Raw genomic sequence first — 11,805 nt, forward strand, 5'->3', positions numbered from 1 at the left:
CGTAGCAGCACCAGTAGCACCAGCAGTCGTAACAGACTCTCAAACACCCTTTGAAAAGGCGCTTGATCAAACCTTTGGAGCAGATCTAGGTATTGAAGGACGAGATGTCATTGCGGAGCTTGATCTTGCTTGATATGGGTTGAGATTCTATTTTACTAAAATGCAAAGAAAGGAGCTTTTGTCTCCTTTTTTTGATAGAATAGACCTATGAACCAACTGATTAAACATAAACTGGAGCTTTTGCCAGACAGTCCAGGCTGTTATCTGCATAAGGACAAAAATGGGACAATTATTTATGTTGGCAAGGCCAAGAATTTAAGAAATCGTGTGCGCAGCTATTTTCGTGGCAGCCATGATACCAAGACAGAACTGTTAGTCTCTGAAATTGAGGATTTTGAGTTTATTGTGACAGAGTCTAATATCGAGGCTCTGCTTTTGGAAATTAACCTGATCCAAGAAAATATGCCCAAGTTCAATATCAGGCTTAAGGACGACAAATCCTATCCCTTTATCAAGATTACAAAGGAGGCTTATCCGCGTCTGTTAATTACACGTCAAGTCAAAAAAGATGGTGGGCTTTATTTTGGTCCCTATCCGGATGCTGGCGCGGCCAATGAAATTAAAAAGCTGTTGGATCGAATCTTTCCTTTCAAAAAGTGTAAGAATCCGGCTAACAAAGTCTGTTTTTATTATCATTTAGGCCAGTGCAAGGCGCATACCATTTGTCAGACTGATCAAACTTATTGGGATGGGCTTAAGGAGGACGTCAAGAATTTCCTCAACGGTAAGGACGATAAGATTGTCAATGAGCTGCGCGATAAAATGAGCAAGGCTTCTGAATTGATGGAATTTGAGCGGGCAGCCGAATACCGTGACCTCATTGAGGCAGTTAGCCTCTTGCGCACCAAGCAGCGTGTTATGAGTCAGGATATGCAGGATCGCGATATTTTTGGTTATTATGTTGATAAAGGCTGGATGTGTGTGCAGGTTTTCTTTGTCCGCCAGGGCAAGCTCATTCAGCGCGATGTCAATATGTTTCCTTATTACAATGAACCTGAAGAGGATTTTCTGACCTACCTTGGCCAATTTTACCGCGACAGCAAACACTTGATGCCACGTGAGATTTTTATTCCGTCAGACATTGATCAGATGTCTGTTGAGGCCTTGGTTGAGAGCAAGGTAATCAAGCCTCAGCGTGGTGAGAAGAAGCAACTGGTCAGCTTAGCTATAAAAAATGCCCGCGTCAGCCTTGAACAAAAGTTTGACCTGCTAGAAAAAGATCTGATCAAAACGCAGGGTGCGGTTGACAATCTCGGTGTTCTTCTAGGAATCGCTGCGCCCAATCGCATTGAAGCTTTTGATAATTCCAATATCATGGGAACTAGCCCCGTCTCAGCTATGGTTGTTTTTGAAAATGGCAGACCTAATAAAAAAGAGTACCGAAAGTACAAAATCAAGACAGTTCAAGGTGCAGACGATTATGCCAGCATGCGCGAGGTTATCAGAAGGCGTTACAGCCGCATTCAGCGTGATGGTTTGATAGCGCCAGATCTCATCATTATTGATGGCGGTCAAGGTCAGGTCAATGTTGCGCGTGATGTCATTGAAAATGAACTGGGCTTGACGATTCCAATCGCAGGGTTGCAAAAAAATGACAAACACCAAACGCAGGAGCTTCTTTTTGGTAACCCATTAGAAGTTGTTGACCTGCCAAGAAATTCTCAGGAATTTTTTCTGCTTCACCGTATTCAAGACGAGGTGCATCGCTTTGCAATTACCTTTCACAGACAAGTTCGCAGCAAAAACAGCTTTAGTTCTAAATTGGATGGCATTCAAGGACTTGGTCCTAAACGCAAACAGCTTCTGCTCAAGCATTTTAAATCAATGGCAGCTATTCAAAAAGCCAGTATAGAAGACATTCATGCTCTAGGCATACCCGAAAAGGTTGCTCAGGCAGTACTGGAGAAGCTGGCAAAGGATAGCTTGAAATAATTTATCAGTTACTAAACTACAGGATGGCAAAATAAAACGGTTCAAAATTTTTGCCGTTTTTTTATTAAGCGGAATTAGTGTTTCCTTTTAGCAAAATCAACAAATTTAAATTTCTCAAGTTTATGCCGGCTGTCAGTAAATTGAAATTGCTGATGGTTGGCTAAATACACTTTAGATTTGATGGAGACAACATGATGTTCACTGCCAATATCCAAGAGGATTTTGTCTTGTTCTCTTATCTGATCAATGGTAATTTCTTTTTGAGCGTAAGAAATATCTAAATGCAGCTCATTTTCCAAATAATCATAAATGGAGTTTTCTGCAACAGATCTCGTTATTTCAGGGATAATTTTTTGACTGAGATAATCAATATCCAGAACAGACGGACTGTCATCAACCACTCTTTGGCGGGTAATTTTCCAAACGATGCTGTGTATTGGAAAACCTGTCAGTTTAGAGAGGCTGCTGTCCACAATCAACCTATGAATGGAAATAACATTTGTTTTTGAATGAATACCGTGCTTTAACACTAATTCCTGATAACTCGTCAATTCAGCTATGGGAAAATTTATTTGCTCGTGTTTTATAACTTGCGAACCAGAACCGTGTATTTTTCTAATGAGTCTCTCTTCAACGAGCATTGTCAGTGATTTTCTGACTGTATCACGGCTAACTTGGTAAATAGTTGTCAATTCTTTTTCAGTGGGCAAATAATCCCCCACTTGAAAAACGCCATTGAGAATGTCTTCTTCAATTGATTTATAAATCATTTCGTATTTTTTCATAATTGCTTTTTTGTCCAATAAGTTGTCTTTTATTTTTCATACAACTTACTTTATTTTACCAAAAAAGTTCCAAATTTATAACAACAACTTGTATACAATTAAGTAAACGATTACAATAACATTATAAATAAAAGCTAGCAGGTATTTATAATCTAATAAAGGAGACAGGCTATTGCCGAGAAGTGTTATGGGAAAATTTGAAAAAGATGCCCGTGAGATGTTAAAGGCCGTTGGGGGCAAAGAAAATGTAGCGGCAGTCACACACTGTGCGACACGCATGCGTTTTGTTTTAAATGATGACAGCAAAGCAGATGTTAAGCGTTTGGAGCAAATTCCTGCGGTCAAGGGAACGTTTACCAATGCCGGACAGTTTCAGGTAATTATTGGAAATGATGTTCCTCTTTTTTATAATGACTTTACAGCTGTATCAGGAATTGAAGGGGTTTCAAAAGAATCCGTTAAATCTGCTGCCAATAAAAATAAAAATTGGTTCCAGCAGGCACTGGGTTTCTTAGCTGATATTTTTACTCCCATTATTCCAGCCATTATTGTAGGCGGTTTAATTTTGGGATTCCGTAATGTCTTAGGAGATATTGCTTTTGACTCTCTTGGCGGAAAAACAATTATTGAAGTATCGACATTTTGGAATGGGGTTTATGAATTTTTGTGGCTACCCGGCGAAGCTATTTTCCATTATCTTCCCGTTGGGATTGTTTGGTCAGTGACTAGGAAGATGGGAACCAGTCAAATTCTTGGTATTGTGCTTGGTATTTGTTTGATTTCGCCTAATCAATTACTAAATGCCTATAATGTTGCCAGTACGTCAGCCGCTGATATTGCAAAAGACTGGACTTGGAATTTTGGCTATTTTTCAATTGAACGTATCGGCTATCAAGCCCAAGTTATACCAGCTCTTTTAGCGGGATTGTCACTCGCTTATTTGGAACGTTTTTGGCGTAAGCATATTCCAGAAGTGGTTTCAATGATTTTTGTTCCTTTCTTATCATTGATTCCGGCCATCATCTTGGCGCATACTGTTCTCGGTCCTGTGGGATGGAGTATTGGTAAAGGCATTTCATTTGTTGTTCTTGCTGGTTTGACAGGTCCAGTCAAATGGCTCTTTGGTGCAGTATTTGGAGCCTTCTATGCTCCGCTTGTTATTACTGGTTTGCATCATATGACCAATGCGATTGATACCCAGTTAATTGCAGATTCAAATGGTACCGGTCTATGGCCAATGATTGCTCTTTCTAACATTGCGCAAGGTTCCGCTGTTTTATCGTTTTATTTTATGAACCGTCATAATGAACGTGAAGCTCAAGTGTCACTTCCAGCAGCTATCTCAGCCTATCTTGGTGTTACAGAACCAGCTCTTTTCGGGGTCAATCTTAAATACCTTTATCCATTTGTAGCAGGTATGATTGGCTCAGCCTGTGCGGGTCTATTTTGTACATCGTTTAATATCACAGCAAATGCTATCGGTGTTGGCGGACTTCCAGGTATTTTATCAATTCAAGCTAAATATATGGGACTTTTCGCCATTGACATGGTCATTGCTATTGTTATCCCATTTGTTCTGACCATGCTTTTCCGTAAAATGAGTATTATGACTAAGGCTGAAGACGAGGTCAGAGCAGAAGCTGCAGAACCGACAGAGATTAAAGCAGAGAAGGCTCTTCCATCCAAAGGAACTGTCGTTACCATTCAAAGCCCTTTGACAGGAGAAGTGAAGAATTTACATGACGCTGCAGATCCAGTCTTTTCTCAAGGAATTATGGGACAAGGAGTTCTCATTGAACCGAGTGAGGGTGAGTTAGTTGCTCCTTTTGATGGTATTGTTTCAGTTCTGCTTCCTACCAAACATGCAATTGGTCTGATTTCAACAGAGAGTGTTGAATTACTCATTCATATTGGTATGAATACTGTCGATTTAAATGGTGACGGTTTTACCGTTTATGTTAACCAAGGTGATGCGGTAAAGGCAGGAGATAAACTTATTGGTTTTGATATTGATAAAATCAAATCTGCAGGCTATGTGGTTGAAACGCCAGTTATTATCACGAACCAAGACACCTATCAGCCGGATGCTGTAAATGATCTTCCTTATTCTGTCAAACGAGGAGAAGCTCTGATGACCGCAAGTAAGCTATAAAAGGCTATTTCACATGAGTCTGGAACATGTCTGTCCCAGACTTTACTGTAAGGAGAATATCATGAGTTTTGATAAGAAAAAAGTTGTTTATCAAATTTATCCAAAATCTTACAAAGATACAACCGGTAATGGTATCGGTGATTTACGTGGGATTATTGAAAAACTGCCCTATTTGGAAGAATTGGGGATTGAAGTAATTTGGCTCAATCCCTTTTATTTAAGTCCTCAACGTGATAATGGCTATGATATTTCCAACTATACAGCTATTAATCCTTTATTTGGTACTATGGAAGACTTTGAAGAATTAGTCAGAGAGTCCAAGAAACATGGTATTGAGCTGATGTTAGACATGGTTCTTAATCATTGCTCAACGGATCATGAATGGTTTCAAAAGGCTCTAAAAGGTGATAAATATTATCAAGATTTCTTTATTCTGCGCGATGAACCAACGGATTGGCGCTCTAAATTTGGAGGAAATGCCTGGGCTCCCTTTGGAGATACAAAAAAATATTATTTGCATCTTTATGATGTTACTCAAGCTGACCTCAATTGGCATAATCCTCATGTTCGTGAGGAACTGTTCCAAATCGTTAATTTTTGGCGTGCTAAGGGTGTGAAACATTTTCGTTTTGATGTCATTAATGTTATTGGCAAGGACAATGTTTTAGAAAATTGTCCCATCAATGATGGTAAGCCTGCCTATACAGATAAGCCAGTCACGCATGATTATTTAAGAATGCTAAATAAAGCAACGTTTGGTCAAGATATTGGCAGTATGACAGTTGGTGAGATGAGTTCGACAACAATTGAAAATTGTATTCAATACAGCAATCCAAAAAATCATGAATTGTCAATGGTATTTAATTTTCACCATTTGAAGGTTGATTATGATAATGGAAACAAATGGACCTTGAAGGCATTTGATTTTAATGAACTCAAAACCTTGTTTCATTCGTGGGGTGAAGAAATGTGTAAAGGCAATGGATGGAATGCCTTGTTTTGGAATAACCATGATCAGCCCCATGCGCTTAACCGCTTTATTGATTACAAGCATTTTCGTAATGAAGGGGCGACAATGCTTGCAGCCAGTATCCATCTCTCAAGGGGAACACCTTACATTTATATGGGTGAGGAGATTGGCATGATTGATCCTGATTATGATTCTATGGCAGATTATGTGGATATTGAAAGCCTTAATGCATATCAGGAACTTATGGCATCAGGCAAAAGTTCGGAAGAAGGTTTTGAAATCATCAAATCGAAATCACGCGACAACTCACGCATTCCTATGCAATGGGATGATAGCATAAATGCAGGTTTCTCATCAGGCAAACCGTGGCTTAAAGCAGCCAAGTCCTATCAGACTATTAATGTTAAGATGGAAAAGAATGGTTTTATTTTTCCTTTTTATCAAAAGCTGATAGAGTTGAGAAAAACATTACCAATCATTTCGGAAGGTTCGTATCGGGCTGCATATACCGACAGTCAATCTGTTTATGCTTTTGAACGAGAATTGGATGGGCAAAAGCTATTAGTATTGAACAATTTCTTCAAAGATGAAACGGAAGTAGAAATTCCAGCGGATTATCAGTTAGGTCAGATTCTCATCAGTAATTATTCAGACACTCAGCTGAAAGACAAAATCATTTTAAGACCCTATCAAACCTTGGCCATTATTTTGGAAAAAATAAATTAATAGATTAACAGGATGCAATAAAGCCAAGTTTATAAAAGTAATGATTTTGAGAAAATACCGATAAACTATGTTGAAAAGAGAAGGAAAGATTCATGAAAGCTATGGTTTACACACGTTTATCTGGTTTAGATGCATTGCAGATAAGGGAGGTTCCAAAGCCTGAGCCAAATGATAATCAGGTTGTGGTTGCTGTCAAGGCTGCTAGCTTTAATATCACAGATTATCAGCGTTTTACCGGTTTGGAAAAAGAATTTTCCTTGTCAAAAAAGATTATGGCTTGGTTTATGCGCTTCAAGGGACAGCCTATTGGTTCAGAAATTGCTGGTCAGGTTGTTGAAGTGGGAAAAAATATTAGTCATATTAGACAAGGTGATGCTGTTTTTGGTAAAACACCAGCTTTCTTTTCAAAGGGAGGTTTTGCTCAGTACGCATTGTTGAATAAGGAAGGGGTCTGTCTAAAACCATCGTCTTTGACTTTTGAAGAAGCGTCAGCTTTACCCTCTTCTTTTGAAGCTGCTTGGGGTGGCATCAATAAAGCGAAAATTAAAGCGGGACAGCGAGTTCTTATTTACGGTGCTTCAGGTGGTGTAGGGCTCTATGTGCTGCAGCTGGCAAAGTCTAAAGGTGCCAAAGTGACCAGTGTTTGCAGCACTAGAAATTTGGAATTGGCTCGAAAAATGGGCAGTGATACCATTATTGATTACAAAAAAGAAGATTTCACACAGATTAAGCAGCAATATGATCGTATCATTGCCGTCAATGGCTGCTATTCTCTAAAGACTTATCGTAAACTTTTGACAGACAATGGGATTTTCGTGGCTTTGGGTAATGCCAAGCAGTTGTGTCAAGCAGCTATAGCTTCGTTATTTTTACGGAATGTAAAGTTTTTTAGTTATTTTCTAACGCCTCCTAAAGATTATTTGGCTGTTGCTAAAGACCTAGCAGAAGCTAATCGGTTAAAACCTCATATTGATAAGGTTTATTCGGTGTCAGATACCAAGTCTGCTATTTCTTACATTATCACTCAGCATACGCAGGGGAAAGTCGTGGTGAAAATGGACTTTAAAGAGTAATTCAAAAACTGAGGGTTTCCTCAGTTTTTTCATATTCCATCTAAAATTTTCGCCTGATATTGTGCTATAATGTTAATTAACACATTTTCAATTAGGAGGCCGCTGTCATCGAAAACGAAAAGCAAACCGGTCAAGAACGTGTTTTAACACTTTTGGATAAGAGCCGCCGCGGTTTTTTGCGCGGGGTATTTTCACGCGGTACAATCATCTTTATATTAATTCTGATCCAAGTGGCTGCTCTTTTATCATCATATATTTGGTTTCAGCAGTACCAAATTCATTTAGAGATTGTAGAACTTATCATGGTAACTGTTGCTACGATTTATTTGATAAACAGCGATATGGACTCAACCTCTGTCATTACTTGGCTGCTTTTGATTCTCCCTTTTCCTTTTGTGGGGACCCTATTTTTAGCTTATACTCGGCTTGATTTGGGCTATAGGGGAATGAAACGTGGTCTGCAGTCTACCTTTGCTCAGGCTGTGCCTTATTTCAAGCAGGATAAAGAAGCAGTTGCAGAGCTGAGAAATTCACATACTTCCAATTACAATCTGATCTCTTATTTTGAACGCCATGGGAGTTTCCCAGTTTACCGTAAGAGCGAAGTCACTTATTTTCCATCTGGAGAGGCTAAATTTGAAGCCATGAAAAATGAACTCCGTAAGGCTGAGAAATACATTTTTATGGAGTATTTCATTATTGACGAAGGGCTTATGTGGGGAGAGGTTCTGGCCATTTTAGAACAAAAGGTTAAAGAAGGAGTAGAAGTCAGAGTCATGTATGATGGCATGATTGAATTATCAACACTCAGCTTTGACTATACGGATAGGTTGAAAAAGATTGGTATTGATGCCAAAGCTTTTGCCTCTATTACACCTTTTTTATCAACTTACTATAACTATCGTGATCACCGTAAAATTTTAGTGATTGATGGCAAGGTTGCTTTCACAGGCGGCGTCAATCTAGCAGACGAATATATCAACAAAGTTGAGCGGTTTGGCCATTGGAAAGATACCGCAATATGTGTTAAGGGCAGAGCTGTTGATACTTTTACTTTGCTCTTTTTACAGATGTGGACAGAGCCAACAGAAGTCATGCAAGCCCAGCATTATTTGCCAGAAAAACATGAAAGTTATGATGTGGCAGGATTTGTGGTGCCTTATGGAGATTCACCTTTGGATAAGGATAAGGTGGGTGAAAATGTTTATATTGACATTCTCAATCATGCGCGTGATTATGTTCACATTATGACGCCTTATTTGATTTTAGATGGTGAGCTGACTCATGCCCTCAAATTTGCGGCAGAACGTGGTGTGGACGTTAGGATTATTATGCCAGGCATTCCGGACAAGGCCTACGCTTATGCCTTGGCTAAGACTTACTATCGCACACTGGTTGATTCCGGTGTTAAAATTTATGAATATATTCCAGGTTTTGTTCATGCTAAGGTCTTTGTTTCTGACAATCAAAAAGCGGTGGTAGGAACCATTAATTTGGATTATCGCAGTCTCTATCATCATTTTGAATGTGCAGCTTACATGTATCAAACTAACTGTATTGTTGATATAGAGGCTGATTTCAAAGAGACTTTGACTAAATGCCGCAAGGTAACCTATGAAACGATTAAGGCAACGCCGTTAAAAACCAAGGCTTTGGGACTTTTAGCCAAGACAGTTGCACCTCTTATGTAGACATGTTATAATGACATTATGCGATGAGCCGAATTTGTTTTTAACAAATTTTACGCTGGGGAGGTCTGACATTAGATTGTAAGGCAGGAGCCGACCTTGATAAATTGCTGTGAACCTTTTTATCACACAAATGTGCCCCGTCCTCTATCTTTTGATGGAGGACTTTTTTGAGATAATGTCATACAATAAAAATAATATTGTTATTAACTTTTTTTTATGGTAATATAACTATATATTAATAAAAAACTGGTTTTACCAGATGGAGACAATTTATGGATTCGCAAAAGAAAACTTCTGGGTTAAATAAATTTAAATTTGGCTTGGCCTCGGCTGTGCTTGCTTTAACCGTTTTAACTGCTGGATCTGTTACTTTAGCAAGTGAAGCTGCTGCCAGCTCTAAAAGCTCAGTGGTAAAAACGGATATGTCATCAACCACTGCCTCTAAGACTGTGACTTCATCATCTTCTTCTACAGAAGTAAGCAGCAGTTCTTCTGAAGAACAAGAGCCAAGCTCGTCTAGTGAAGAAACAGGTTCTTCTAACTCAGGTGAAAATCAAGATGTTACAGTTCCTGAAACTTCTGAGCAAAATCCTGACACAAGCACGCCTGCGTCAGATTACTACATTGAACCTGCTCCGTCAGAACCTGCATCAGAGGAAGCTCCATCTGAAAGCACAACAGAGTCATCTGTACCAGAGTCTCAATCAGAAGAAAGTTCAGAGTCTTCAACAGACTCCTCAAAGTCAGAACAGGATAAAAATGAGACCAAGGATTCTTCAAAGTCTTCTGAACCTGAAACTTCATCTGACAAGCCGACAGAAATAACGTCTCCAAATTTGTTTAGCATCAAAACGAGTATTGCAACAATTACGACTAGCCGTGTGTCGGTAGCAGGAGAAGGTTCAGATTATATTCATATCACAATTGATTTGTCAAAGGACGGTGAGATTTCAGGCGGTCAAGTTTATAATATAAAGATTCCCTATCTTGCCTTTACTATTCTTAGAAGTCTTTTTGGTTTGGAAAATCTATGGTTTCTAGTTAAACTTTTCCATCTCTATTAAAATGCCTTCCTTATGTTCCCTATCTTATTTTAGATAGGGATTTTTTGTGGTTTTATTTGAAAGCTTAGATGAGGTGGATTTTGGTAAGGAGAAAGCGAGATTAACTCTTTTCAATCCTAAGGGATTGTAGTATAATATCAAGTATATTCTTAGAAAATAATGAAGATAGCTCTGCTATTTTCAAAAACAATGAGGTATATTATGGGTTACACAGTTGCAGTTGTCGGTGCTACGGGTGCCGTTGGAACACGTATGATTAAACAGCTTGAAGAGTCAACGCTTCCAATTGATAAGGTTCGTCTGTTATCTTCAAGCCGCTCAGCAGGCAAAGTTTTGCAATACAAGGGGCAAGATATTACGGTTGAACTGACAACAGAAGACTCATTTGAGGGAGTTGATATTGCTCTTTTTTCAGCAGGCGGCTCTGTATCTGCTAAATTTGCACCTTATGCGGTAAAAGCAGGAGCGGTTGTTGTTGATAATACCTCTCATTTTCGTCAAAATCCTGATGTTCCTTTGGTTGTTCCAGAGGTCAATGCTCACGCTCTTGACGCTCATAATGGTATTATTGCCTGTCCTAATTGTTCCACTATTCAAATGATGGTAGCTCTTGAGCCGATTCGCCAAAAGTGGGGATTGGAGCGTGTCATTGTCTCAACCTACCAAGCGGTGTCAGGAGCAGGGCAGTCAGCCATCAATGAAACGGTCCGTGAATTGAGGGAAGTGGTTAATGATGGCACTGATCCTAAAGAGGTTAAAGCTGAAATTTTACCTTCAGGCGGAGATAAGAAGCACTATCCAATTGCTTTTAATGCTTTGGCGCAAATTGATGTTTTCACTGACAATGATTACACTTACGAAGAGATGAAAATGACCAATGAAACCAAGAAAATCATGGAAGATGATTCTATTGCGGTTTCAGCGACATGTGTGCGTGTTCCTGTGCTGTTTTCACATTCAGAGTCAGTTTATATTGAAACAAAAGAAGTTGCACCTGTTGAAGAAATCAAGGAAGCAATTGCTGCATTCCCGGGAGCAGTTCTCGAAGATGATGTAGCTCACCAAATCTATCCTCAGGCGGTTAATGCAGTTGGTTCTCGTGATACCTTTGTTGGTCGTATTCGTAAAGATTTGGATGCAGAAAAAGGTATTCATATGTGGGTAGTTTCAGACAATCTCTTGAAGGGAGCTGCCTGGAATTCTGTCCAAATTGCAGAAAGCCTGCATGACCGCGGATTGGTTCATCCAACAAAAGAACTTAAATTTGAATTGAAATAATGTAAGGACTAGCAGCTTTTGATTCTGCAGTCTTATCATGGAATATCGTCTAATGAGGCTGAGACACTTGGTCT

Annotated in this window: 8 protein-coding genes; 7 read left to right on the plus strand and 1 reads right to left on the minus strand. The window is 39.2% G+C overall.

The genetic code is table 11. The annotated features are described in order from the left end of the window. Nucleotides 1-207: 207 nt before the first annotated feature. Nucleotides 208-1,992: an excinuclease ABC subunit UvrC gene (gene uvrC / locus ACVRZ8_RS06945; RefSeq protein WP_447448595.1), complete on the plus strand. Its 1,785-nt coding sequence runs from the start codon at nucleotides 208-210 to the stop codon at nucleotides 1,990-1,992. 74 nt (nucleotides 1,993-2,066) lie between these two features. On the opposite strand, the gene treR is transcribed toward uvrC, so the two are convergent. Beyond that, nucleotides 2,067-2,777 (minus strand): trehalose operon repressor, encoded by a 711-nt coding sequence (gene treR, locus ACVRZ8_RS06950; RefSeq protein ID WP_447448596.1) that lies wholly within the window; start codon nucleotides 2,775-2,777, stop codon nucleotides 2,067-2,069. A gap of 187 nt (nucleotides 2,778-2,964) precedes the next feature. Here treR and treP point away from each other — a divergent pair, with 187 nt between their 5' ends. The 6 genes from treP to ACVRZ8_RS06980 all read left to right on the plus strand — a co-directional run bounded on the left by treP (nucleotide 2,965) and on the right by ACVRZ8_RS06980 (nucleotide 11,731). Beyond that, on the plus strand, nucleotides 2,965-4,929 hold the full coding sequence (treP, locus tag ACVRZ8_RS06955) for a PTS system trehalose-specific EIIBC component (protein WP_447448620.1): 1,965 nt from the start codon (nucleotides 2,965-2,967) through the stop codon (nucleotides 4,927-4,929). A gap of 61 nt (nucleotides 4,930-4,990) precedes the next feature. Next, on the plus strand, nucleotides 4,991-6,625 hold the full coding sequence (gene treC, locus ACVRZ8_RS06960) for an alpha,alpha-phosphotrehalase (RefSeq protein WP_447448597.1): 1,635 nt from the start codon (nucleotides 4,991-4,993) through the stop codon (nucleotides 6,623-6,625). Nucleotides 6,626-6,717: 92 nt separating this feature from the next. Beyond that, nucleotides 6,718-7,698 (plus strand): NAD(P)-dependent alcohol dehydrogenase, encoded by a 981-nt coding sequence (locus ACVRZ8_RS06965; RefSeq protein WP_447448598.1) that lies wholly within the window; start codon nucleotides 6,718-6,720, stop codon nucleotides 7,696-7,698. 152 nt (nucleotides 7,699-7,850) lie between these two features. Next, a complete protein-coding gene (gene cls / locus ACVRZ8_RS06970; protein WP_447448599.1) occupies nucleotides 7,851-9,389 on the plus strand; it encodes a cardiolipin synthase in 1,539 nt (512 codons plus the stop codon). 272 nt (nucleotides 9,390-9,661) lie between these two features. After that, nucleotides 9,662-10,453 carry a hypothetical protein gene (locus tag ACVRZ8_RS06975; RefSeq protein WP_447448600.1) on the plus strand — a complete coding sequence of 264 codons (792 nt, stop codon included), beginning with the start codon at nucleotides 9,662-9,664 and terminating at the stop codon, nucleotides 10,451-10,453. Between the two features lie 201 nt (nucleotides 10,454-10,654). Continuing rightward, on the plus strand, nucleotides 10,655-11,731 hold the full coding sequence (locus ACVRZ8_RS06980; RefSeq protein WP_447448601.1) for an aspartate-semialdehyde dehydrogenase: 1,077 nt from the start codon (nucleotides 10,655-10,657) through the stop codon (nucleotides 11,729-11,731). Nucleotides 11,732-11,805: the final 74 nt, after the last annotated feature.

Source organism: Streptococcus dentiloxodontae (assembly GCF_053206925.1).

What these genes read in the sequence shown, in the direction of transcription:
- uvrC (WP_447448595.1), top strand. Translation starts at nt 208, where the DNA reads ATGAACCAACTGATTAAACATAAACTGGAGCTTTTGCCAGACAGTCCA.
- treR (WP_447448596.1), bottom strand. Translation starts at nt 2,777, where the DNA reads ATGAAAAAATACGAAATGATTTATAAATCAATTGAAGAAGACATTCTC.
- treP (WP_447448620.1), top strand. Translation starts at nt 2,965, where the DNA reads ATGGGAAAATTTGAAAAAGATGCCCGTGAGATGTTAAAGGCCGTTGGG.
- treC (WP_447448597.1), top strand. Translation starts at nt 4,991, where the DNA reads ATGAGTTTTGATAAGAAAAAAGTTGTTTATCAAATTTATCCAAAATCT.
- ACVRZ8_RS06965 (WP_447448598.1), top strand. Translation starts at nt 6,718, where the DNA reads ATGAAAGCTATGGTTTACACACGTTTATCTGGTTTAGATGCATTGCAG.
- ACVRZ8_RS06975 (WP_447448600.1), top strand. Translation starts at nt 9,662, where the DNA reads ATGGATTCGCAAAAGAAAACTTCTGGGTTAAATAAATTTAAATTTGGC.
- ACVRZ8_RS06980 (WP_447448601.1), top strand. Translation starts at nt 10,655, where the DNA reads ATGGGTTACACAGTTGCAGTTGTCGGTGCTACGGGTGCCGTTGGAACA.